At 65.5% G+C, this 21,712-nt stretch carries 21 protein-coding genes; 10 read left to right on the top strand and 11 right to left on the bottom strand.

The window, feature by feature from the left end:
- Positions 1–89: 89 nt before the first annotated feature.
- A complete protein-coding gene (thiD, locus tag CLAM6_RS00585; protein ID WP_043333319.1) occupies positions 90–890 on the bottom strand; it encodes a bifunctional hydroxymethylpyrimidine kinase/phosphomethylpyrimidine kinase in 801 nt (266 codons plus the stop codon).
- Positions 891–1,000: 110 nt separating this feature from the next.
- Here thiD and CLAM6_RS00580 point away from each other — a divergent pair, with 110 nt between their 5' ends.
- Positions 1,001–1,465: a YqaA family protein gene (locus CLAM6_RS00580; RefSeq protein WP_431195333.1), complete on the top strand. Its 465-nt coding sequence runs from the start codon at positions 1,001–1,003 to the stop codon at positions 1,463–1,465.
- A gap of 396 nt (positions 1,466–1,861) precedes the next feature.
- A complete protein-coding gene (locus tag CLAM6_RS00575) occupies positions 1,862–3,094 on the top strand; it encodes a patatin-like phospholipase family protein (RefSeq protein WP_153635048.1) in 1,233 nt (410 codons plus the stop codon).
- 121 nt (positions 3,095–3,215) lie between these two features.
- Here the strand turns inward: CLAM6_RS00575 and CLAM6_RS00570 are convergent, their stop codons facing one another.
- Both CLAM6_RS00570 and CLAM6_RS00565 read right to left on the bottom strand, forming a co-directional pair.
- Positions 3,216–3,980, bottom strand: a complete 765-nt coding sequence (locus CLAM6_RS00570; protein WP_153635047.1) for a pseudouridine synthase — start codon at positions 3,978–3,980, stop codon at positions 3,216–3,218.
- A gap of 3 nt (positions 3,981–3,983) precedes the next feature.
- Entirely contained in the window at positions 3,984–5,918 is a 1,935-nt protein-coding gene (locus CLAM6_RS00565) for an ATP-binding cassette domain-containing protein (RefSeq protein ID WP_107335718.1), read from the bottom strand.
- Positions 5,919–6,101: 183 nt separating this feature from the next.
- On the opposite strand from CLAM6_RS00565, the gene CLAM6_RS00560 reads away from it, so the two are divergent.
- Both CLAM6_RS00560 and CLAM6_RS00555 read left to right on the top strand, forming a co-directional pair.
- The gene (locus CLAM6_RS00560; RefSeq protein ID WP_172978606.1) at positions 6,102–6,707 is read left to right on the top strand and encodes a TIGR02444 family protein; all 606 of its coding nucleotides are present in this window, start codon (positions 6,102–6,104) and stop codon (positions 6,705–6,707) included.
- Between the two features lie 139 nt (positions 6,708–6,846).
- Positions 6,847–7,554 carry an FKBP-type peptidyl-prolyl cis-trans isomerase gene (locus tag CLAM6_RS00555; protein WP_043333314.1) on the top strand — a complete coding sequence of 236 codons (708 nt, stop codon included), beginning with the start codon at positions 6,847–6,849 and terminating at the stop codon, positions 7,552–7,554.
- A 538-nt stretch (positions 7,555–8,092) separates the two neighbouring features.
- Here the strand turns inward: CLAM6_RS00555 and CLAM6_RS00550 are convergent.
- Both CLAM6_RS00550 and CLAM6_RS00545 read right to left on the bottom strand, forming a co-directional pair.
- The gene (locus CLAM6_RS00550) at positions 8,093–8,809 is read right to left on the bottom strand and encodes an SCO family protein (protein WP_153635045.1); all 717 of its coding nucleotides are present in this window, start codon (positions 8,807–8,809) and stop codon (positions 8,093–8,095) included.
- A 64-nt stretch (positions 8,810–8,873) separates the two neighbouring features.
- Complete coding sequence (locus CLAM6_RS00545; RefSeq protein ID WP_052384509.1) at positions 8,874–9,467, bottom strand: hypothetical protein; 594 nt, start codon at positions 9,465–9,467, stop codon at positions 8,874–8,876.
- A 267-nt stretch (positions 9,468–9,734) separates the two neighbouring features.
- Between CLAM6_RS00545 and CLAM6_RS00540 the strand changes: the two genes are divergently transcribed.
- Positions 9,735–10,664 (top strand): AEC family transporter, encoded by a 930-nt coding sequence (locus CLAM6_RS00540; protein ID WP_153635044.1) that lies wholly within the window; start codon positions 9,735–9,737, stop codon positions 10,662–10,664.
- Between the two features lie 279 nt (positions 10,665–10,943).
- On the opposite strand, the gene CLAM6_RS00535 is transcribed toward CLAM6_RS00540, so the two are convergent.
- From CLAM6_RS00535 to thiS, 4 genes are all read right to left on the bottom strand, one after another.
- A complete protein-coding gene (locus CLAM6_RS00535) occupies positions 10,944–11,861 on the bottom strand; it encodes a putative RNA methyltransferase (RefSeq protein ID WP_242007721.1) in 918 nt (305 codons plus the stop codon).
- A gap of 189 nt (positions 11,862–12,050) precedes the next feature.
- Complete coding sequence (trmB, locus tag CLAM6_RS00530) at positions 12,051–12,890, bottom strand: tRNA (guanosine(46)-N7)-methyltransferase TrmB (RefSeq protein ID WP_082388702.1); 840 nt, start codon at positions 12,888–12,890, stop codon at positions 12,051–12,053.
- A gap of 60 nt (positions 12,891–12,950) precedes the next feature.
- A complete protein-coding gene (locus tag CLAM6_RS00525) occupies positions 12,951–13,784 on the bottom strand; it encodes a thiazole synthase (protein ID WP_052384900.1) in 834 nt (277 codons plus the stop codon).
- Between the two features lie 79 nt (positions 13,785–13,863).
- Positions 13,864–14,064: a sulfur carrier protein ThiS gene (gene thiS / locus CLAM6_RS00520; RefSeq protein ID WP_043336981.1), complete on the bottom strand. Its 201-nt coding sequence runs from the start codon at positions 14,062–14,064 to the stop codon at positions 13,864–13,866.
- Positions 14,065–14,163: 99 nt separating this feature from the next.
- On the opposite strand from thiS, the gene CLAM6_RS00515 reads away from it, so the two are divergent.
- The gene (locus CLAM6_RS00515; RefSeq protein ID WP_153635043.1) at positions 14,164–14,583 is read left to right on the top strand and encodes a DUF423 domain-containing protein; all 420 of its coding nucleotides are present in this window, start codon (positions 14,164–14,166) and stop codon (positions 14,581–14,583) included.
- Positions 14,584–14,621: 38 nt separating this feature from the next.
- Here CLAM6_RS00515 and CLAM6_RS00510 read toward each other — a convergent pair whose 3' ends face one another.
- Positions 14,622–15,038: a PaaI family thioesterase gene (locus CLAM6_RS00510; RefSeq protein WP_043336979.1), complete on the bottom strand. Its 417-nt coding sequence runs from the start codon at positions 15,036–15,038 to the stop codon at positions 14,622–14,624.
- A 197-nt stretch (positions 15,039–15,235) separates the two neighbouring features.
- Positions 15,236–17,416 carry a malate synthase G gene (locus tag CLAM6_RS00505; protein WP_153635042.1) on the bottom strand — a complete coding sequence of 727 codons (2,181 nt, stop codon included), beginning with the start codon at positions 17,414–17,416 and terminating at the stop codon, positions 15,236–15,238.
- 408 nt (positions 17,417–17,824) lie between these two features.
- Here CLAM6_RS00505 and CLAM6_RS00500 point away from each other — a divergent pair, with 408 nt between their 5' ends.
- The 4 genes from CLAM6_RS00500 to CLAM6_RS00485 all read left to right on the top strand — a co-directional run bounded on the left by CLAM6_RS00500 (position 17,825) and on the right by CLAM6_RS00485 (position 21,689).
- Positions 17,825–18,817: an alpha/beta hydrolase gene (locus CLAM6_RS00500; protein ID WP_131431112.1), complete on the top strand. Its 993-nt coding sequence runs from the start codon at positions 17,825–17,827 to the stop codon at positions 18,815–18,817.
- Positions 18,814–19,341, top strand: a complete 528-nt coding sequence (locus CLAM6_RS00495; protein ID WP_153635041.1) for a hypothetical protein — start codon at positions 18,814–18,816, stop codon at positions 19,339–19,341. The genes CLAM6_RS00500 and CLAM6_RS00495 overlap by 4 nt, the downstream gene beginning before the upstream one ends.
- An 86-nt stretch (positions 19,342–19,427) precedes the next feature.
- The gene (locus CLAM6_RS00490) at positions 19,428–20,579 is read left to right on the top strand and encodes a pyridoxal phosphate-dependent aminotransferase (protein ID WP_153635040.1); all 1,152 of its coding nucleotides are present in this window, start codon (positions 19,428–19,430) and stop codon (positions 20,577–20,579) included.
- A gap of 24 nt (positions 20,580–20,603) precedes the next feature.
- Complete coding sequence (locus CLAM6_RS00485) at positions 20,604–21,689, top strand: Lnb N-terminal periplasmic domain-containing protein (protein WP_153635039.1); 1,086 nt, start codon at positions 20,604–20,606, stop codon at positions 21,687–21,689.
- Positions 21,690–21,712 lie beyond the last annotated feature (23 nt).

The raw sequence follows: 21,712 nt of genomic DNA, 5'->3' as shown, positions 1-21,712 counted from the left end.
ATCTACTCGTTGGCTGGCAGTGATAAAGGGGAGCTTGCGGGGTTCATCACTCCTGCAGACCGGGTTTCACAGGCCTGGCTCTGGCTGGCTTACCACAGGGCGTGGAAATGATGCACCGGCCCACGGCCCTTGCCGACGTTGAGCTGGTCGGAGGCGCGCAGCGCGCCCAGCAGCCATTCGCGCGCCTCGACCACCGCCTGCGGCAACGGCAGACCGTTCGCCAGTCGCGCCGTGATGGCGGAAGACATCGAGCAGCCGGTGCCGTGCAGATTGTCGGTCTCGATACGCGGCGCGCACAGCCATTGCTCGCCGGCATCGCTGACCAGCAGGTCATCGCAGGCCTGCCCCTCAAGCGCACCGCCCTTGATCAACACCGCCTTCGCGCCTCTGGCACGCAGCTCGCGGGCGACCTCGGGCATGTCGGAGCGCCCGATCAGGCGCCGCTCACCCAGCAGCACCGCGGCTTCATGCAGGTTGGGCGTGATGATGTCGGCCAGCGGCACCAGGTGCTCGGCCACCGACTGGATGGCAGCATCATTGACCAGCGCATCGCCACTCTTGGCGACCAGCACCGGGTCGAGCACGACCCAGCGCGGGCGACGCTGCTGAAGGCGGTCGGCTAGCATTTCCACCACCAGCGGATCGGCCACCATGCCGATCTTGGCGGCGCGGATATCGAGATCATCCAGCACGGCGTCCAGCTGTGCGGCGATGAATTCCCGCGAGACCGCCTCCACGCTGCGCACACCGCAGGTATTCTGCGCCGTCAGCGCCGTGATCACGCTGGCCCCGTAGGCGCCCAGCGCAGAGAATGTCTTGAGGTCCGCCTGAATGCCGGCTCCCCCGGAGGGGTCTGAGCCCGCTATCGTCAGGACGCACGGAATATGCATGCAGGAAGCTCCCGAAATATGGCTTTGACGTGCCAACAGCATACCCGAGCTGAGGAGGGAAGAAAGCCACCCCCAGCGCCCTGCCACCGTGAAAAACAGAAGAAAGTGATATGAATGAAGTGGCCCTACTGTCATTGCCGGCATTGTCCTCGCTCGCCGTGATCTCGCTGGCCAGCGCCACCCTGCTGCCCGGCGGATCGGAGGCGGCCTTCGCGGGGCTGTGGTGCCAGGGGCACGCGCCCTGGGCGCTATGGATCGCGGCGACGCTGGGCAACACGCTCGGCAGCCTGATCAACGTCGCCCTGGGGCGTGGCGCCCGTCGTCTGCGCACACGGCGCTGGTTTCCGGTCTCGCGGCGCGCATTGGCGCGCGGCACCCTGTGGTATCGCCGCTTCGGCGCCTGGAGCCTGCTGCTGAGCTGGGCCCCGCTGATCGGCGACCCGCTGACGGTGCTGGCAGGTATCTTCCGGCTGGCGTGGTGGAAAAGCATCGTCCTGATCGTGATCGCCAAGGGCGGACGCTATGCGCTGTTGCTGCTGGCAGCCGACCTGTGGCTGACGCCCTGGTGCCAATGACCGCCGCACGGCTGCTGCCCCTGCCCCTGCCCCTGCCCCTGCTCCTGCTCCTGCTCCTGCTCCTGCTCCTGCTCCTGTTCCTGACCTCACCCTCGTCTTGGTCCCTGCTGCCTCAGTCAGTCACTTGAATGAGATCGCAGACACGCAAGGCGAGGATGCGTGCTATGCTGACAAGCGCTATGCTGCACTGCACAATAAAAGCACTTTCATTGCTTTTCACCAGTGCCTCATTGCCTTGATCAGGTGCTTCGCTGCCCTTGATATGCACCTCGTCACCCTTTCGCCGCCTCCACGAGCCCACGCCTCCCCCATCACATGGCGTCACGCTCGCGACGGTCCCCCTGACCTCGGGCATTCCCCGGCGGAGTGCTGCACTGCTAGAGAGGAGAAGGTTTCATGCGTGATACATCCTGCGACTTCTGCGCCGATGCGCTCAATATTCTGGTACTGCAAGGCGGTGGCGCGCTTGGCGCCTACCAGATCGGCATCTTCGAGGCGCTGGCCGAAGCCGGCATCCAGCCCGACTGGGTGGTCGGCACCTCGGTCGGCGCCATCAATGGTGCCCTGATCGCCGGCAATCCGGAGGGCGAGCGCCTCAAGGCCCTCGAGTCATTCTGGTATGGCATCGCTCAACCCGCTACCAGCATGGGCCCCGCCTTTCATCCGTGGGAGCGCAGTGTCGCGCGTACCTCCGCCATGCTGTGGGGCATTCCGGGCTTCTTCCGCCCGCGCCCACTGTGGACGGTACCGATCTGGCAGAGCTTCTTTGGCGAGCCGCCCAGCCTCTACGACACCGAGCCGCTGGGCGACACGCTCAACCGGCTGGTGGACTTCGAGCGCCTCGATGCCCGCCACCCGGAGAACGTTCGCCTGTCGGTCGGGGCGGTGAATATCGGCAGCGGCGCACTGCGCTACTTCGATTCCTCGCATGAAGCGCTGGACCACCGCCATATTCTGGCCAGCGGCGCCCTGCCACCGGCCTTCCCGCCGGTGTGGGTCGATGGCGAAGCCTATTGGGATGGTGGCCTGTACTCCAATACGCCCGTCAGCTGGGTGCTGTCGGAGCGTCCGCATGGCGAGACGGTGGTCAACTGCTACGTGATCGACCTGTGGAGTGCCGATGGCAAGGTGCCGGAGACATTGCAGGAGGCGCAGCTGCGCGAGAAGGATATCCAGTATTCCAGCCGTGCCGGCGAGCACCTCAATCTGCTGGAGGAGAATCAGGCGCTGCGCATGGGGATCGAGAATCTCGCCGACCATCTGCCGGAGGAGCTGCGCCAGTCGCCGAAGATCCAGCGCATCCTCGCCATGACCCAGCAGCCCTCGATCAACGTGGTGCGTCTGCTGGCCTCGGCGCGCCCGGGCGAGACCTCACTGAAGGATATCGACTTCTCGCGCGCGACCATCGACTCGCGTCGCGACAGTGGCTATCAGGACATGCAGGAAGTACTGAGCCGCTGCAGCCAGTTTGCGCCGCTGCCGGAGGATATCGGGGTCATCGTGCGCAACTTCACGCGCAACGCCGAGGGCGAGCTGGTCAGCCTGTCGACGCCTGATGCCAGCCCCGTCGACGATGACCAGGCGAGCATCACGGCAGAGGACCTGCCCAGTCAGGCGACCGGCAGCTGAGCAGCGCTGACGACGATTCAGAACGATCTATCCACACCCCATCGCAGCCGTCACGCACTGGCGGCGCGCCAGGCGGGTGTGGATAACCCGGTGTCGGCAAGACGCCACCCGCCGGGTGGCCTCACCCGCGAGGCTGCGCGGCCCCCAGCCGTGAACACTCCTCGCGGGTAAGCTCGCGCCACTCCCCCGGCGCCAGCCCTTCGAGACTCAAGCCCGCCACCGACTCACGGTGCAGCCACACCACGCGATTGCCCAGGCTACGCCACAGTCGCTTGACGTGGTGATGGCGTCCCTCGTGCAGCGTCAGGCGTGGCTGGTCCGCGGTGAGAAACGCAAGCTTTGCCGGCAGTGTCGGGCGCGGATCATGTTCGAGCAGCACCCCCTGACGAACCTGTGTGATGGCACTTTCCTGTTCGGCCTCCGACAGGGGCCGCTCCAGCCCCATGCGATAGCGCTTGGCGGGCCCCTCGAGCCCGGCATCGCTGATGCGCGCCGAGACTTCGCCGTCGTTGGTCAGCAGCAGGGCACCGGTCGTCGCACGGTCGAGACGCCCGACATGGTGGATCTCGGCCAGCCAGCCGCTGTCCTCGCCGCGTGCATTCAGCGTGTCACGCAGCACATCGATCACGGTGGGGTGTTCTGGGTCATGACAGGCCGTCACGACCCCGGCGGGCTTGTTGAGCAGGATATGACGCGGACGCCGCGCGATCTGCAGGCAGACGGTCGCGTCAGGCGCTGACAGGTGGATGTCATCGAAGGGGCCGACCTCATGCAGCGGGTCGCTGATCGTCGCGCCGTTGACCCGCACGCGCCCCGCTGCCAGCGCCGAGAGCGCATGACGACGGTTGAGCTGTGGCTGACGTGTCAGCCAGCGGTCCAGCCGCATGGCCTAGTCCGCCGCCTTGAGCTGGGCTTCCATCTCTTCCAGCGCTTCCTGAGCCTCGAACCATTCGGCTTCGGCCTCATCGAGGCGACTCTTGATCTCGCCCTGGCTGGCCAGCAATTTGGTCAGCTCCGCCTTGCGGTCCGCCTCGTAGAGCGTGGCATCGCCCAGCGCTTCCTCGATCTTGTCCAGCTCGCCCTGCGCCTTGCTCATCTTCTGCTCGGCCTTGTCGCTGACCTTCTTGAGCGGACGCAGCTTCTCGCGCAGTTCAGCCGCCTGACGGCGCGCTTCCTTGCGGTCCGGCGTGCGCGTGCTGTCTGTCCCCGCATCAGCATCCTTCTGGGCGCGCGCTTCCCGCCGCTCGCCCTCGACCCGCGCCTTGAGCCAGGCACGGTAGTCATCCAGGTCACCATCGAAGGGCGTCACGCGACCATCGGCGATGCACCAGAATTCATCGACGCAGGCACGCAGCAGGTGGCGGTCGTGGGAGACCAGAATCACGGTGCCCTCGAAGGTCGCCAGTGCATCGGTGAGCGCCTCGCGCATGTCGAGGTCCAGGTGGTTGGTCGGCTCATCCAGCAGCAGTAGATTGGGCTTCTGCCACGCGATCAGCGACAGCGCCAGACGCGCCTTCTCGCCACCGGAGAACGACTCCACCGTGGCGTAGACCTCATCGCCGTGGAAGCCGAAGCTGCCGAGGAAGGTGCGTATCTCCAGCTCACCCGCCGACGGTGACAGGCGCAGCACATGATTGAAGGGCGTCGAGGACAGGTCGAGCCCGTCCACCTGATGCTGGGCGAAGTAGCCGATGGCCAGATGCTCGCCGGCGGTCCGCTGGCCCTCGACCAGCGCAAGCTCGCCGGTGAGCGCCTTGATCAGCGTCGACTTGCCCGCGCCGTTGGGGCCGAGCAGACCGATGCGCTGCCCCGGCAGCAGCGAGAAGCGCACCCCGGAGAGCTGCGGCGGCTGACCGGGATAGCCGATCACCGCGCGGTCCAGCCCCAGCAGCGGATGCGAGATCTTGTCGGAGCACGGGATGGTGAAGTGGAACGGGGAATCGGCCTTGACCGCCGCCGTCTCTTCCATGCGCTCCAGCATCTTCATGCGACTCTGGGCCTGACGCGCCTTGGTGGCCTTGGCCTTGAAGCGACGCACGAAATCCTCGATCTCGGCGCGCCGTGCCATGGTCTTCTCGTGCTCGACCTGCTCACGCACCAGGCGCTCGGAGCGCGTGCGCTCGAAGCGGCTGTAGTTGCCCTTGTAGACCACCAGCTTGCGGCGATCGAAGTGGATGATGTGATCACACACCGCATCGAGGAAGTCGCGGTCGTGGGAGATCAGCAGCAGCGCGCCGGGATAACGCGCCAGCCATTGCTCCAGCCACAGCAGCGCATCGAGATCCAGGTGGTTGGTCGGCTCATCCAGCAGCAGCAGGTCGGACGGCGTGAACAGGGTGCGCGCCAGATTGGCACGCATGCGCCAGCCACCCGAGAAGGCCGCCAGCGGCTGACTGAGCTGCGCCTGGCTGAAGCCGAGACCGACCAACAGCTGCTCGGCACGTGCCCGCGCGGTGTAGCCATCGAGGGTGTCGAAATGGGCGTGCAGCTCGGCCTGACGTTGGTGCTCGCCGCTCTCTTCGGCGGCCGCCAGGGCGCGCTCGGTCTCGCGCAGCGCGTGGTCCCCGTCCATGACGTAGTCGACGATCGGACGCTCCAGCGCATCGATTTCCTGCGCCATGTGCGCGACACGCACGCCACCGGCCAGCGATACCGTGCCGCTGTCGGGCGTCAGCTCGCCGAGGATCAGGCCGAACAGGCTCGACTTGCCGGCGCCATTGGGACCGACGATACCGGCCTTGTGACCGGCATGCAGCGTCAGGTCCGCTTCGTCGATCAGCGGTGCTCCGCCGCGTTGCAGGGCGAGCTGGCGCAGTGCAATCATGACAACCTCGATCAGAAAGTACGGGGGACGTCGGGCTCCCGTTCACCGCCACCGACACGAGCGCTACGACTCAGCAAGCTGCTGGGCGCGACTCGTGAAGAGACATCATCGGTGGCACGTGAAGAGACATCATCCGCGACACACGAAGAGACATCATCCGTGACACACGAAGAGGCCGACTTGATGGGCGCATATTCTATCGGATTGTGGGACTACGCGCTGTCTCTGTATGCCCTGCCCGGCGAGGTCGGCTCTGCGGGCAACCCTCAGCCGACGCCGGACATGATGAGTACCTGCCTGCTGCTGCAGGACGAGGCAGGCCTCGATGTCTGCGAGCTGCTGTGGATTCACTGGCTGTCCGCCCACGGCATCGCCCTCGCCGCCTCGCCCACTCGCCTGCTGGAAGACGTGCGCGACTGGCAGGGCTGGATGACCGGCATGTTGCGCGAGCGCCGCCGCCAGCTGAAGCAGGAGCTGACGACGCTGCCCGCGACCCAGGCCCCGGCAGCGGTGCAACGCATGGAACGCCTCTATCAACAGCTCAAGGCCTGCGAGCTTTCCGCCGAGCAGGAGACCCTCGCCCAGCTGGAAGAGCTGAGCCCTGCGCTGTCGTCAGCCGAAGGCGCGACCGGCCTGCGGGCGCCCTTCGCGCATGTCGCGGACCCGCTGCAGGCCTTTCAGCAATCGCTGGCCTTGCTGAGCGGCAAGACGACGCTCGCCGTGGGGGATCACCCGTCGGCACGTGCCCTGCGCAGGCTGGCACTGGCCCGCGTGCCCGCCGGCGCCTGACAACGCCAGCGAGATGCGGAACTTGTACGCGGCTGGTAGAGTCGGAGTAACACTAGTGCCCGAGGCAGGCCATGCCGCCTCGGTGCCAATTGCGTGTTTCGGGCCCGTCTCAGGCCCATTCCATCCTGAAGGAGTTTTCATGAAACAGCTGGTCAGTGCCGTCGCGCTCGGCGCCCTCCTGGTCACCCCGTTCAGCTTTGCCGCCGATGACAGCCTCGCAGACGAGCAGGCACAGCTAAGCTATGGCATCGGTGCAACTCTGGGCAAGAGCCTCTCCCAGGACATCACCGATCTGGATCTCGACGCCTTCACTCAAGCCGTGCGTGATGTCTACGCCAAGGGCGACATGAAGATGAGCGACCAGGAAATCGCGGATTCGCTTTCCCGCTTCCAGCAGAAGAAGATGGAAGAGCAGAAGAAGATGGTCGAGCAGGAAGCGACCGACAACAAGGCAGAGGGTGACAAGTTCCTCGCCGACAACGCCAAGAAGGACGGCGTGAAGACGCTGGATTCCGGCCTGCAGTACAAGGTGCTGGAATCCGGTGACGGCGCGACCCCGTCCGCTGAAGATACCGTCAAGGTGAACTACGAAGGCAAGCTGCTGGACGGCACCGTCTTCGACAGCTCCTACCAGCGTGGCGAGCCGGTCAGCTTCAAGGTCAACCAGGTCATCAAGGGTTGGCAGGAAGCACTGCAGGAAATGAGCGTCGGCGACACCTGGATGCTCTACGTCCCGGCTGAGCTTGCCTACGGCAAGGCTGGCACCGGCGGCCCGATCGGCCCGAACGAGACGCTGACCTTCAAGGTCGAGCTGCTCGACGTGACCAAGGCCGACGCCAAGCAGTAATGGCGGCGTGAGCCTCCCCTGCTGGCAACCGGCAAGCACTGCTGCCGGTAGCAACGAAAGAGCCGCCCATCGGGCGGCTCTTTGCGTTTCTGGCAAGGCCGAATGAGGGCCAGCGGCAAGCTCATCCAAGCGCATGCTGCGCACAGGACAACGGTGCATGCCATCACTACGGCAATGGCTGATGTCCGCTGATTCTCCCCTCCAGAAGGCCCGGTGCGGACGCCGCCAGCCTGTGGATAAATCTGTGGGGAAGCTATTGACTACAGGTTGACAACCGGCCTTTCCGGTGCCTGTCGCGGCAGTGATGCTGGTTGAACGCAAAGCAACCACTGACTTGATATTTTTAGTCGATATCGCGTAACAGTTTGTTTTTACTAGCCTTTATAAACCAGCACTTGACGGCACTGCGTTGCGTGTTCGAGGCGTCATGATTATCCACAAAATTTTCCTTGAGCGCTTGCCAACTTGTGGACAATGTGTATTTCACCTCTGAGAAAGGCCTCAAGACGCGGCGCATTCAGCGGGTGCCGCGCAGCGCTCAATCAGCGGTCGCGCTCAGGACACGAGTCACGCCAGCGCGAACACCGGCCGGCCCCGGCGTGAATGGAATGCGATCGTAGATGCGCCCCTGGGCAGAGACGAGATAGAGCGCGGCGCCATGATCGATGGTGTAACCCAGCGCGGAGTCCTGTGCCTCGACACGCCGATAGCTGACGCCATAGCGCCGCGCCACATCGGCGAGTGCCGCCTGACTGCCGGTGATGCCCTGAAAGCGCGGCCCGAAGTGCCCGGTGTATTCGGCCAGCCGAGCAGGGGTGTCGCGCTCGGGGTCCAGCGACACCATCACCGGCACCACGCGCGCCGCCGCCTGGGGTGGCAGTTCAGACATCACCTGACGCAGCGCCGCCAGCGTCATCGGGCAGACATCCGGGCACTGGGTATAGCCGAAGTAGAGCGCGACGACCGGCGTGGCCTGCGCGTCTGCGGCCTCGCCCATCGTGACCTCCGCGAGCGTGAAGTCACCCTGCTGTGATTCGAGCTGGATGGGGCCGCCCAGACTGGCCCAGGCCTGCATTCCCGCGACCGGCGCCAGATCCTGCTGCGCCTGCTGCCAGGCGACACCGGCACCGACCACGGCCGCCAGGCCGACGGCACCCAGCAGCCACCAGCGTCTGGCGACGCCCTTGTCCAGCTGATGGCTCTCTTGTCGGCGAGTGCCTGCCTGCCCGTCCTGTGACTTTCGCTCTGCGCCCATCCCTGCCTCCCGGTGCCTTCATGCCTGAAACGACGTCCCTGCCGGCCGGGCTCAGCGCCAGCGGCTAGCTGCCCTGATGCGTCGGGCGGGTATCACTGCGAAACAATTGATCGACCGAGCTTTCGAGCTGCTCCGCCGTGGTGGCCTGCGGGTGGCTATCGAAATCGAACCAGCTGCCCAGCCGGCCACGCTCGGTGGTCACGATCACCTGCGCGCGCCACGCCATGGTCGCGCTGCTGCAGAACCCCAGCTGCCCTTCCCCCTGCCAATGCTGGCGCTCGAGGCTCTGGGCATCGGTGGTGTTCAGCACGCTGCGCTTCACGCCCATGTCCATGTGGCGGCCGATGAAGTCCACCTCGACCCCCTCCGGTGAGACGCCTTCCGTCATCACGCGAATGCCCAGCGGCGTCAGCGGACTGATATCGCCCTCCAGCGCCAGGGTAATACGCCCGAAGCGGCCCAGCTCGGCAGTACAGGGGGCATGATTGAGCTCACAGGACTGATTGGGCGCAAACCAGGTCACCTTGCCGTTGCTGCCGTCGCGTACCAGGTAATAGTCGATCAGGTAATACAGCGAGACCACGATGGTGATCAGCGTGACGATGATCAGCAGATTGAGCAGCCGCGGGCGGGCATTGTCTTCTTCTACGCGATACATGGCAGTTCCGGCAACGGTCCGGCAGCGCATCGACAGGCAAGGCGCCCCGAATGGGAAAGAAAGTGACGTGATGGGAATGGTCTGCGCTCAGTCACGACATGACGCCAGCACGTGACCGGCGAACAAGACCTGAGTCCAAGTGCAGCGCTGAGCGAGTCATGACAAGCTTACCAGCCCGCCTCACCGCGGCAGCAGGCGAGACATCATGTCACGCGCACGCCACATCGCTCTCAAGGCATTCGCACTCAGCCCCGACAAGGAGTCAGCATGGCAAGTGTACAGCAGGCGCTCGGCCCCCTCTTCCTGTTGATCCTCACGGGGGCATTGCTCGGGTGGAAGCGCTTCCCCGGCGAAGGCTTCTGGAGTGAGCTGGAACGTCTGATCTATTACGTGCTGTTCCCCGCCATGCTGGTGTCCACGCTGGCGCGTGCCGACATGGCCAGCGTGCCGGTCGTGGCGCTGGCCAGCGTGATGCTGGGCGCGATGCTGCTGTTCGCCGCCGCGCTATGGCTGAGCTGGCGTCACGCGCCGGATTGGCTGAGCCGTCATATGGGCGACGCCGCCTCCTTTACCTCGCTCTTCCAGGGCAGCATCCGCTTCAACAGCTACGTCGGTGTGGCCGGGGCAGCAGCGCTGCATGGCAGTGCCGGGGCGACCGTCGCGGCCGTGGCGCTGGCGCTGATGGTGCCGGCCGCCAACCTGCTGTGCGTGATGGCCTTCATCGGGGCTGGCACCCTGGGCGAAGGCGGGCTGCTGCGCTCGCTCAAGGCGCTGACCCGCAATCCGCTGGTGCTGGCGTGTCTGGCCGGTACGGCGCTCAACCTGAGCGGCATCGGCTTGCCGGGCTGGAGTGGTGATGCCATCAGCCTGCTGGGGCGCGCCGCCTTGCCGCTCGGCCTGGTCGCGGTGGGCGTGGCGCTGCGCCCGCGTGTGCTGGTGAGCAGTGGCAGCGTGGCGTGGCTGGCGAGCCTGCTGAAGCTGCTGGCGATGCCGGCACTGGTGGTCGTGCTCTGCCGGTGGTTCGGCCTCGAGGGAGTAGCGCGTGATGTGGCGATTCTGTTCGCGGCGCTGCCCACCGCGACCTCCGCCTATATTCTGGCCCGCCAGCTGGGCGGCAATGCCGAACTGATGGCGGCGTTGATCACCGCCCAGACGCTGCTGGCGATGCTGACCCTGCCCCTGTGGCTGGCGTCCTGATCTCTTGTCGACCTGAGCTCCTGTCGAGCTGTCGAGCTGTCGACCGCACATTCGAAACGCGACGTTAGAACCCACAGTGCGCGTAGCGCACAACAAAAAGGGCATCCCCAGATGAGGATGCCCAAGACCGTGACTAGCTTGATGAGGAGAAACACCGTAGCGGGGGCCTGACTCCGCCGCTACGGCTGGGCTTGCGCCCTGCGATGTCTGCCCGGACACCGCACAGACAAGATAATCATTCTCATTTGCTTTTGCAAGGCAAATGCGAAGAATTTCTATTTAAGCTTTATCTTGTGCATCCTCGAGCGAGAACACCCTCAGCTCCGCATGCAGCTCGACCTCCAACGCCGTCATGGCTTCCGCACGCGCCAGGCCATCACGCTCGGCGCGATACAGATGCGGCGTCATGGTCAGCAGGTCCCGAATCTGCTCATTGCTGGTCAATGACAGCCCCGCATGTAGATGCTCGACCTCGCCGCTGATGGCGAAGCCAGCGGACTCGGCAGCGCTCAGTCCGGCCTCGCCACGCGCGGGCTTCAGCTCACGGTAGAGAATCCTGCGCAACGCCAGCAGATGCTCGGCCCCCGCTTCCAGCAACACGACGTGGCCACCGGGCTTGAGGACTCGCGCGAATTCCTGCCAGACAGGGAAGCCGAAGGCGCAGATGACGACATCCACACACGCATCTTCCAGCGGCAGGGCAGCGTTGGTGCCCACCAGCCAGGCGGCATCACGTGACTGCTTCGCCGCGGCCAGCACCGCGTGCTTGGAGATATCCAGCCCCGCCGCCGACAGCGAGAGATTCTGCTTACCGGCAGCGCACGCCAGCTGTCGCAGATAGAAGCCTTCGCCGCAGCCGGCATCCAGCACGGCCAGCGGCGCCTGAGACGTCTGGGCCGCCGCCAATGCCAGCACACGGCTAGCCAGGGCCGCCGCCAACGGCTGATAGCCGCCGAGGGCGAACAGGCGCTGACGGGCGCTCACCATCGCCTTGCTGTCGCCGGGGTCCAGACTGCGCTTGCGCTGCACCGGCAGCAGATTGACATGCCCCTGGCGTGCGATATCGAAGCGATGCCCGTCGGCACAGCACCAGCTCTGGCCGTCACGTACCAGCGGCTGGGCATCCAGCGGACAGGTCAGGGCCGTCAGCGGGGTCATGGTCGGGCGATCAGCCGAATCGGCGGTAAGCGTCGTCATGGTCAGCAACTCTCGGGACGAGGAAAGAAAGGGACAGCAAACACGGCAAGCGGCACAGACCGCCACGCAGGCAAATGGCCTTGGCACGCAGAACCGCGCCATGGCGATGGGCCTCACACGCAAGCGGCCACCCGAAGGCGGCCGCGATGCAGCGTCATGAAGACGCCGCCACTGCGCACGAGGCGCTGATCAGTCCTGCTTGACGAAGATCAGGTCCCACACGCCGTGGCCGAGACGCTCGCCGCGCTGTTCGAACTTGGTCAGCGGACGGAAGTCCGGACGCGGCACGTAGGGCGCGGTTTCCGCCGGAGCGGTGTTGGCAAAGCCCGGTGCTTCGGCCATCTCTTCCGCCATCGCTTCAGCGTAGTTGGCCCAGTCGGTGGCCATGTGGAAGTGGCCGCCCGGCTTGAGCACACGACGCACCAGCTCGACGAAGGCCGGCTGAACGATACGACGCTTGTGGTGCTTCTTCTTCGGCCACGGGTCCGGGAAGAACAGCTGGAAGGTGTCGGCGCAACCGGCCGGCACGCAATCCGCCAGCACTTCCAGCGCGTCGTGACGATAGACACGCAGGTTGGTCAGGCCCAGCTTGTCGACATCATCCAGCAGCTTGCCGACGCCCGGCGCGTGCACTTCGATGCCGATGAAGTCGGTGTCCGGGTTGGCCTGTGCCTGTTCACACAGTGACTTGCCCATGCCGAAGCCGACTTCGATCACCAGCGGCGCCCGACGCCCGAACAGCGCTTCGAGATCCAGCTCGCCCTGCTCGTGACGCAGGCCAAGGCGCGGGAAGACCTCTTCGAGCCCACGGGTCTGGGCCTGGGTCATGCGGCCACCACGAATCACGTAGCTCTTGATGCCACGCTTGCGGGCGACGGCTTCATCGGCAACGGAAGGGGTCGCTGGCGCGCTTTCGGTCTGCACGCTCTCGGGCTGCGCGCTCTCGTTCTGCACACTTTCTTGCTGCGCGTCGTCAGCGGGAGCAGAAGTGGACGTGTCGTCCTGCGGCTTGGAAGTCTCGTCAGTCATGGGGTCGTCTTGGTCTTTGCATGAACGATGCGCGAGCATCGGATTCGAATGTTTCAGGGCTCAGCCGGTGATCAGGCCAGCGCCCGGTGAAGAAGCACGTGCCGTCAGGCGAGTCGGCATGCGGCCGGCCAAGAAGGCGCCACGGCCGGAAATCACGGCCTGACGCATGGCATCTGCCATCAACAGCGGCTGGCGCGCGTGGGCGATGGCGCTGTTCATCAGCACGCCATCACAGCCCAGCTCCATGGCGAAGGCGGCTTCTGACGCCGTACCCAGACCAGCATCGACCAGCACCGGCACATTGGCGCGCTCGATGATCAGCGATAGGGTGTGCGGGTTGAGAATGCCGAGGCCGGAGCCGATCAGCGAGCCCAGCGGCATGATGGCGCAGCAGCCGATTTCCTCTAGCTGGCGCGCGACGATGGGGTCGTCGGAGGTATACACCATCACGTCGAAGCCATCGGCGACCAGCTCTTCAGCGGCCTTGAGCGTCTCGACGATATTGGGATACAGCGTGTCCTGATCGCCCAGCACTTCCAGCTTGACCAGGTTGTGGCCATCCAGCAGTTCACGGGCCAGCTTGCAGGTACGCACCGCGTCACGCGCGTTGTAGCAGCCGGCGGTGTTGGGCAGGAAGGTATAGCGATCCGGTGACAGCACGTCGAGCAGGTTCGGCTCGTCAGCGTTCTGGCCCAGGTTGGTACGGCGGACCGCAAAGGTGACCACTTCCGCCCCGGACGTCTCGATGGCGGAGCGTGTCTCGTCCATGTCCTTGTACTTGCCGGTACCGACCAGCAGGCGCGAGGAGAACTCGCGACCGGCGACGATCAACGGGCTGTCGCCGGCGACCTGGGTGACGGGGTTGTTCAATGTCGGGGCAGAACTGTCTGTCATGATGACCTCATCGAGCTGGACGTGAACGCGCTGAGCGCGAGCGAGTAGTGAAAAGTGTCAATCCTGGAAACAGGACGGATCAGCCACCACCGATGGCATGGACGATCTCGATGCGGTCACCGGCATGCAGACGGGTGTCGGCGTGCGCGCTACGTGGCACGATGTCTTCATTGCGTTCCACTGCCAGTCGGCGGCCCTGGAGACCGAGACTCTCGACCAGAGCGGCAATCGTCGTGTCGTCCGTCACCACGTGGTCTTCACCGTTGAGCTGTATCTGCATGCTGTCCTCCCGCGAAAAGAGGCCGCTATTGTAGCGGCTTTACGTGGACAGGCGTAGGCACATCGTGCCGCGCCACCTGCCCTCAAGGAATTATTGTCTATGCGTCACAACGACTCCCACTCCCGCCACTGGTGGCTGGCCATGGGACTGGCCGGCATGTCCACCGTCGCGCTGGGTGCCTTCGCCAGTCATGGCCTGCCCGGCACCCTGAGCGCGGACATGCTGCGCGTGTTCGAGACCGGCGTCCGCTATCAGATGTGGCACGTGCTGGCGGCGGTCGGGGTACTCGCCTGGCGCTCGGTGCAGCCGCTGCGCGGCCAGATGCTGACGCTGGGGCTGTGGGCCGCCGGCATCCTGATGTTCTCGGGGTCGCTGTATGCCCTGGCGACCACGGCGCGCACCCAGCTGGGCATCATCACGCCCATCGGCGGCCTGCTGCTGATCGCCGGCTGGCTGAGCCTGGCCGTCACCGGCTGGCGTCAGCGCGGCAGCGAAGAGAAGGATATCAACAAGCTGTAGCGGGCTGGCCCAAGGCGTGGCCCACGACCGTCCCGAGGTCAGTCATCGCTGTCCGGCAAGGTATAGGTCGCGGTCACGATGGCGACCGGGTCGGTGTCACCGTGGCTGAAAAGCTCGATCTCGCCGACGGCCAGTCGCCGACCCAGCTTGCGGATACGCGCGGTGGCCATCAGATCGCGGTCGCCGCGCGCGCGACGCAGGAAGTGGATGCTGAGGTCACTGGTGACGGCCATTGGCTCCGGGCCGATCTCGCCGAGAATCGCGACATACAGGCAGACATCCGCCAGCGCCATCATCGTCGGCCCGGACACGCAGCTGCCGGGACGCAGATGCTCGTCCTCGATGGCCAACCCCATGGTCGCCCAGCGATCGCCGACGGCCTCGATGGTACCCAGACGCTGGGGGAAGACTTCATCGAGGAAATCCTCGATGGCGGCGGCGCTCATCACGGGCATGACATTCTCCTCGACACACTGGGTCCGATCGCGCGGTTACGCGGTTCCTGGGGCAAGGCTAGCGGTAAATACGGCCTCGGGAAACATGCGCCTGGCAAAATAGTCGCCGAGCAATTCCTGCTCGGCGACAGACGACAACGGCGACCCAGGGTCGCCGTTGTCGTGTTCAGTGTTTCCTGCCGTCAGCCGCCCTGCGATCAGCGCGCCTGCTGCTTTTTCTCGAGGCGACGGCGATGCAGGACCGGCTCGGTGTAGCCACTCGGCTGCACGCGACCCTGGAAGACCAGCTCGCAGGCGGCCTGGAAGGCGATGGAGCCCTCGAGGTCATCCGTCATCGCCTGATAGCTGGGGTCCGCGGCATTCTGGCGGTCCACCACGCCGGCCATGCGCTCCAGCGTGGCCTGCACCTGGGCGCTGTCGACGATGCCGTGATGCAGCCAGTTGGCGATGTGCTGGCTGGAGATGCGCAGCGTAGCGCGGTCTTCCATCAGGCCGACATCGTGGATGTCCGGCACCTTGGAGCAGCCGGTGCCGTGATCGATCCAGCGCACCACATAGCCGAGAATCCCCTGGGCATTGTTGTCCAGCTCGGCCTGGATTTCCTCGGCACTCCACTGGGGGTCGAGTTCCAGCGGGATGGTCAGCAGGTCATCGAGGCTGGCACGCGGACGGCTGAGCAGATCATGCTGCACGTCCTTCACCGAGACCTGGTGATAGTGCAGCGCATGCAGCACGGCGGCGGTCGGTGACGGCACCCAGGCGGTGTTGGCACCGGCGCGCGGGTGGCCGATCTTCTGCTCGAGCATCGCGGCCATCAGGTCGGGCATGGCCCACATGCCCTTGCCGATCTGGGCACGACCCCGCAGGCCACATTCCAGGCCGACATCCACGTTCCATTTCTCGTAGGCCTGAATCCAGGCGGCGCCCTTCATGTCGCCCTTGCGCAGCATCGGCCCTGCTTCCATCGAGGTGTGCATCTCGTCACCGGTGCGGTCCAGGAAGCCTGTGTTGATGAAGGCCACGCGGGAACTGGCGGCCGCGATGCAGGCCTTGAGGTTGACGGTGGTGCGGCGCTCCTCATCCATGATGCCCATCTTGAGCGTGGAGTCCGGCAGCCCCAACAGCTGCTCGACCCGCGCGAACAGCTCATCGGCGAAGGCAACTTCCTCGGGGCCATGCATCTTGGGCTTGACGATGTAGACGGAGCCGGTGCGCGAGTTGCAGATGCCGCCGCGGTCCTGCTTGTCGCCCTTGAGGTCGCGCAGCGCGATCAGGCTGGTGAAGATGGCATCCATGATGCCTTCCGGCGCTTCGCTGCCGTCCTCGAGCAGGATAGCCGGATTGGTCATCAGATGGCCGACGTTGCGAATCAGCATCAGCGAGCGACCATGCAGCACGCGCGTGGTGCCATCGGCGCCGGTGTATTCGCGGTCCGCATTCAGCTTGCGCGTCATGCTGCGGCCATTCTTCTCCAGCGTCTCGGTCAGGTCGCCCTTCATCAGGCCCAGCCAGTTGCGATAGACCGTCACCTTGTCTTCGGCATCGACGGCGGCCACCGAGTCCTCGCAGTCCATGATGGTGGAGAGCGCGGCCTCCATGATCAGGTCACTGACATTGGCGGGATCGGTCTTGCCGATGGGGTGCTCGGCATCGATCACAAGCTCGGCGTGCAGGCCGTTGTGGGCGAAGATGATCGCGCTCGGCGCGCTTTCATCGCCGCGATAGCCGAGGAAGCGTTCCGGCGACTTGAGGCTGAGGTCACGTCCTCCGGCACGCACCAGCAGATGACCATCACGAATCGTGTAGCCTTCGCTGTCGTGGTGACTGCCGCCGGCCAGCGGCGCGATGGTATCCAGCACCTGGCGCGCATAGGCGACGACCTTGGCCCCGCGCGCCGGGTTGTAGTCCTTGCCACGCTCGGCGCCATCTTCCTCGCTGATCGCGTCGGTGCCGTAGAGCGCATCATAGAGGGAGCCCCAGCGCGCATTGGCGGCATTCAGGGCGTAGCGGGCATTCATCACCGGCACCACCAGCTGCGGGCCGGCCTGCTGGCAGATCTCGCTATCCACGAAGGCGGTGCTGGCTTCGACCGTATTCGGCTCCGGCAGCAGATAGCCGATCCTGTGCAGAAACGCCTTGTAGGCCTCGAGGTCTACCTTGCCCGGATGCTCGCGGTGCCAGGCGTCGATCTCGCCCTGCAGCTGCTCGCGGGTCGCCAGCAGTTCGCGGTTGCGCGGCGCCAGCTCGTGCAGCAATGAATCGACACCCGCCCAGAAGGTCTCCGGCGCGATCCCTGTGCCCGGCAGCGCTTCCTGCTCGATGAAGCGGTGCAGGCTGGCGTCGATGGCCAGGCGCTGAAGTTGAATACGGTCGGTCATGCGTTTGCTCTCCCTGAAAACGAATCGCTGGAAACCCTCAACGGCTGACAACACTGCAAGCAGTGGTGTTCAAAAGGATTTTCGCCAGACGGCACTCACTGGTGGGGCGCTTGACGCGTCTGCATACGCGCGACTGCCCGACCAGCGTGAGCCATCGAGGCGCCGGGCAGGAAGACGCTGTCACCTGCCGGGCGGGGACGAATCCCATCACCATACCCGATGGCGAGGCCGGCGAAAGGACTGCTATGACCAATGAACAAGCTCATGGAGCCCGATTACCCGCCCAGCGTTGATTCCGCGTCGCTGTTGTTGCTCGGCGACAGGCGGGGAAAACAGTGAAGAAACACTGTTCTTTGTGTAGCTCGCAGCCGCGCCAGCCGCTAGCATGGCAGCATTATGGAGATGACCATGCCCGATTTCAGTGAACTGCTCGACCACGGCCCCTTTATCCGCCTGCCTGACATGCTGCCGGGCCAGACGTCCAGTCCACTGGAGCGTTACCTGGGCCATTATGGTCTTGATGCGTTGCGCAGCGAGGACATCGCCGTGCATGCCGGCCATCTGGAGGCCGGGGGCTTTCGCCTGTGGGCCCAGCTGTGGACACCGCGCAAGCCGCGCGGCACCGTCTTCGTGGTCCACGGCTACTTCGATCACCTCGCCCTCTATCGTCATCTGCTGGCGCACCTGCTGCGCAACGGCTGGCAGGTCGCCTTGTGGGACCTGCCGGGCCATGGCCTGTCATCCGGCGAGCCCGCCTCCATCGATGACTTCGGCGACTATGTCGGCTGCCTGCAGGCCTTCCAGGATTACCTGGAAGACCACAGCCTGGCGCCGCACCCGTGGTTCGGCATCGGCCAGAGCACCGGCGGCTCGGTGCTGGCCACCGACGCCCTGATGCGCGGCGATGAATCGCGCTGGCAGGGAATCGCCCTGCTCGCACCACTGGTACGGCCATGGGGCTGGTCGCAGTCACGCTGGCTGCACAGCATGGCGCGCCCCTTCATCGATTCCATTCCGCGCAAGTACCGCGCGAATACCAATGATGTGGCCTTCTACGAGTTTCTCAGCACCAATGATCCGCTGCAGGCCGATCGCCTCGCGGTGAAGTGGGTGACGGCGATGCGGGAGTGGATTCCCCGTCTGCGCGCCCTGCCTCCCTGCTCACTGCCGACCCTGATCCTGCAGGGCGAGCAGGACACCACCGTCGATTGGCAATGGAATCTCGGCGTGTTGGCCAGCAAGTTCCCCAATGCGCGCATCTACCGCCATCCCGAGGCCCAGCACCATCTGGTCAATGAAGCCGAGCCGATTCGCCAGGAGCTGTTTGCCGAGCTGGACGCCTTCCTCGATGCCCTGTCGCAGCGCCCGTCAGACCTGCCGCAGCAGGGGCGCACGGCATGATGGCCATGCATCGCCTGCGCATGCTGGCCGCGACCCTGCTACTCTCCACGCTGGCGGGCTGCATGAGCCTGGACCAGGTGCCGCGTGCCGAACGCGACCCCATCTATGGTCTCGGCCAGAGCGCGGCGCGCCTGATCGCCGAGCAGTCCTGGACACCCCCGCTCGAGCAACAGGTATTGCTGCTCGCGCCGCCCGAGGTGGATGCCACGCTGCAGGCCAACCCGGGCGCGCTGAACGAGGCGCTGACCCGCGCACTGCTGGCGCTCAAGAACGGGCCTCAGGTGCTCAACTGGAGCACTGACCGCCCCGCCGTCGATAGCCGCCAGTGGCGTCTCGAGACCACTCTCGAGGCCAGCGGCGCCGCACTGACCCTGTCAGACCGCACGCTGCAGCCGTATCAGCTGCAGCTGACACTGGTCCGCAGCGCCAGTGCCGAGCGCAATGAGACGCGCACCTTCACCCTGAGCGGTGCCTTCGACCAGGCGGCCCTCGAGTCGCTGGCGCGCAATCACCCCGCGCCCTGAGCAGTGAGCCCTGAGCCCTGCTGCGCCGGGGCCCACCCGCCACCCCTGATTCACCCTTTACCGTTTTCTGCTTTTCCGGAGCCAACATGACCACCGCCAGTCCCCGTCGCTTTCTTGCCCACCTCTATCAGGACGGGCCGCATAACCCGTTCCCCGGCATCAAGGCGCTGGAACGCAGACTGGGACACGCGCTGCCATATCAGTATGGCTCCAACGAAGGGCTCGACATGCCGCACCACACGCTGGGCGGCGCGCTGGGCACTGCCCTGGCCGACCTGAGTCGCAGCTATGCCGACGCCGATGCCTGGCAACTGCGCCAGCAACTGGCTGAGCGTCTGGGAGTCGCGTACGAGAACCTGCTGGTCGACGCCGGTGCCGACAGCCTGCTGGCACTGGTGATGCGCGCCACCGTCTGTGCGGGCGAGCGCGTGATCACCAGCGCCGGCACCTATCCGACCCTGGCGTACTTCGCCCGCGGGCTGGGTGCCGAGGTCATCGAGGTGCCCTACAGCGAGAGCTTCGCCACGGCCGATGACGCCTCATCGTCGCGACTGGCACCGGACCTCGCGGCGCTGCTCGCCGCGGCAAGGCAGCATGAGGCCCGCGTCGTCTATCTCGCCAACCCCGATAACCCCAGCGGCCACCTGCATTCTGACGCCGATGTGCGCGCTCTGCGCGACGCCCTGCCGGAGAACTGCAGCCTGCTGCTGGACGAGGCCTATCACGACTTCCGCCCGGACGCCGCCCACGCCGACCATGCGCCGATGGCGCGCACCTTCCGCCTGCGTACCTTCTCCAAGGCCTATGGGCTGGCGGGCCTGCGTCTCGGCTTCATGATCGCCGAGCCTGACGATGTCGCCATGTTGACCAAGGTGCGGATTCACTTCGCGGTCAGCGCCCCGGCTATGGCGGCAGGTGAGCTGCTGCTGGCGCACCCTGAAGAGGCGGCAGCGCACGTCGCCGGCGTGATCGACTGTCGCGATCGCCTCGCCGAGCACCTGCGCTCGCTGGGCGCGGAAGTGCTGCCCAGCGCGACCAACTTCCTCTGCGTGCGCCTCAAGAGCGCCGAGCTGGCAGCGCAGGTGCAGCAGCAACTGATGGCTCAGGGCGTGCTGATCACTCGCTCCCCGCATCCTTCGCTTGGCCACATCCTGCGCATCTCGACACTCGAGGACAGTCTGGTGCCGGGCCGTCTCGCGCGTCTCGAGCAGGCCATCGCCGAAGAGCGCCGTTCATGAACGATTTATCGTGAGGGCCTCGCGATGACCCTGGTCAGCCTCGCGGCCCGCGCCTTGAGCAGCCTCGCCGTGGTGGGCGCGAGCCTCTGGCTGGTGCCCGCACTGTGGTTCCGCCTGCCGGGACCGGAAGGGCTGCGCACCACCATGGCTGCTCTCGCAGCGGTGTTGGGCCTCGTGTGCGTGATTGTCTTGTGGTGGCCGCAGGCCAGCACGATTCGCTGGCGCCTGATGGGCAGCTACCTGATGCTGCTGGTCGCAAGCCTTGCCTGGTGGTCTAGCATCACGCCACGGGCGGACCGCGACTGGGCACCGGAGGTGGCGCATCTGGTCGAGGGGCAGGTGGTCACGCCAGCACGGGACGAGGCATCGCCGGCAAGCGCCAGGGCCGAGGCTGCCACGCAGGGTGAAGTGCTGCATCTCGAGCAGGTACGCAACTTCGTGTGGCACAGCGCCGAGGATTACACGCCGCGCTGGGAAAGCCGCGACTATCCGCTGGAGGAGCTGACCTCGGTGGACCTGCTGACCAGTCACTGGATGGGCCCGCGGATCGCCCATACGCTGGTCAGCTTCGGCTTTGCCGATGGTCGCTATCTGGCCTTCTCGGTGGAGATCCGCAAGGAGCGCACCGAGCAGTTCTCGACCCTCGGCGGCATGTTCAAGCAGTACGAACTGGCGGTGATCGCCGCCGACGAACGCGACATCATCCGCGTGCGCAGCAACATGCGCGGCGAACAGGTACACCTCTATCGGGTGCAGATGCCGCGCGAGATGATCCGCGAGCTGTTGCTGGCCTACGTCGACGAAGCCGAGACATTGCGCACTCAGCCACGCTTCTACAACACCGCCACCAGCAACTGCACCACCCTCGTCTACGCGATGATGACGCGCCTGACCGACGGCCTGCCACTGGACTACCGTCTGCTGCTCTCCGGCTATCTGCCGGAATATGTCGCGGACCAGGACGCCCTGAGTGACGCTGCGCCCTTCGCGGAACTCAAGGCCAGCAGCCTGATCAATCCCGCCGCCATCGCCGCTGACGATCACCCAGATGGTGATTTCTCCAAGCTGATTCGCGAGGGTATCCCCGGCGCGGACCAACCGTCCTTTTGAGCATCACGGCCTGATGGCCGCAC

Origin of the sequence: Cobetia sp. AM6 (assembly GCF_009617955.1) — a bacterium.
GTDB classification, from domain to species: domain Bacteria; phylum Pseudomonadota; class Gammaproteobacteria; order Pseudomonadales; family Halomonadaceae; genus Cobetia; species Cobetia amphilecti.
The sequence above is the reverse complement of the archived record's forward strand: the minus strand, read 5'-3'. Positions and strand labels throughout refer to the sequence as shown.

Excerpts from the sequence above, each read along its gene's own strand:
- thiD (WP_043333319.1), bottom strand. The coding sequence starts at position 890 with ATGCATATTCCGTGCGTCCTGACGATAGCGGGCTCAGACCCCTCCGGG.
- CLAM6_RS00580 (WP_431195333.1), top strand. The coding sequence starts at position 1,001 with ATGAATGAAGTGGCCCTACTGTCATTGCCGGCATTGTCCTCGCTCGCC.
- CLAM6_RS00575 (WP_153635048.1), top strand. The coding sequence starts at position 1,862 with ATGCGTGATACATCCTGCGACTTCTGCGCCGATGCGCTCAATATTCTG.
- CLAM6_RS00570 (WP_153635047.1), bottom strand. The coding sequence starts at position 3,980 with ATGCGGCTGGACCGCTGGCTGACACGTCAGCCACAGCTCAACCGTCGT.
- CLAM6_RS00565 (WP_107335718.1), bottom strand. The coding sequence starts at position 5,918 with ATGATTGCACTGCGCCAGCTCGCCCTGCAACGCGGCGGAGCACCGCTG.
- CLAM6_RS00560 (WP_172978606.1), top strand. The coding sequence starts at position 6,102 with ATGGGCGCATATTCTATCGGATTGTGGGACTACGCGCTGTCTCTGTAT.
- CLAM6_RS00555 (WP_043333314.1), top strand. The coding sequence starts at position 6,847 with ATGAAACAGCTGGTCAGTGCCGTCGCGCTCGGCGCCCTCCTGGTCACC.
- CLAM6_RS00550 (WP_153635045.1), bottom strand. The coding sequence starts at position 8,809 with ATGGGCGCAGAGCGAAAGTCACAGGACGGGCAGGCAGGCACTCGCCGA.
- CLAM6_RS00545 (WP_052384509.1), bottom strand. The coding sequence starts at position 9,467 with ATGTATCGCGTAGAAGAAGACAATGCCCGCCCGCGGCTGCTCAATCTG.
- CLAM6_RS00540 (WP_153635044.1), top strand. The coding sequence starts at position 9,735 with ATGGCAAGTGTACAGCAGGCGCTCGGCCCCCTCTTCCTGTTGATCCTC.
- CLAM6_RS00535 (WP_242007721.1), bottom strand. The coding sequence starts at position 11,861 with ATGACGACGCTTACCGCCGATTCGGCTGATCGCCCGACCATGACCCCG.
- trmB (WP_082388702.1), bottom strand. The coding sequence starts at position 12,890 with ATGACTGACGAGACTTCCAAGCCGCAGGACGACACGTCCACTTCTGCT.
- CLAM6_RS00525 (WP_052384900.1), bottom strand. The coding sequence starts at position 13,784 with ATGACAGACAGTTCTGCCCCGACATTGAACAACCCCGTCACCCAGGTC.
- thiS (WP_043336981.1), bottom strand. The coding sequence starts at position 14,064 with ATGCAGATACAGCTCAACGGTGAAGACCACGTGGTGACGGACGACACG.
- CLAM6_RS00515 (WP_153635043.1), top strand. The coding sequence starts at position 14,164 with ATGCGTCACAACGACTCCCACTCCCGCCACTGGTGGCTGGCCATGGGA.
- CLAM6_RS00510 (WP_043336979.1), bottom strand. The coding sequence starts at position 15,038 with ATGCCCGTGATGAGCGCCGCCGCCATCGAGGATTTCCTCGATGAAGTC.
- CLAM6_RS00505 (WP_153635042.1), bottom strand. The coding sequence starts at position 17,416 with ATGACCGACCGTATTCAACTTCAGCGCCTGGCCATCGACGCCAGCCTG.
- CLAM6_RS00500 (WP_131431112.1), top strand. The coding sequence starts at position 17,825 with ATGCCCGATTTCAGTGAACTGCTCGACCACGGCCCCTTTATCCGCCTG.
- CLAM6_RS00495 (WP_153635041.1), top strand. The coding sequence starts at position 18,814 with ATGATGGCCATGCATCGCCTGCGCATGCTGGCCGCGACCCTGCTACTC.
- CLAM6_RS00490 (WP_153635040.1), top strand. The coding sequence starts at position 19,428 with ATGACCACCGCCAGTCCCCGTCGCTTTCTTGCCCACCTCTATCAGGAC.
- CLAM6_RS00485 (WP_153635039.1), top strand. The coding sequence starts at position 20,604 with ATGACCCTGGTCAGCCTCGCGGCCCGCGCCTTGAGCAGCCTCGCCGTG.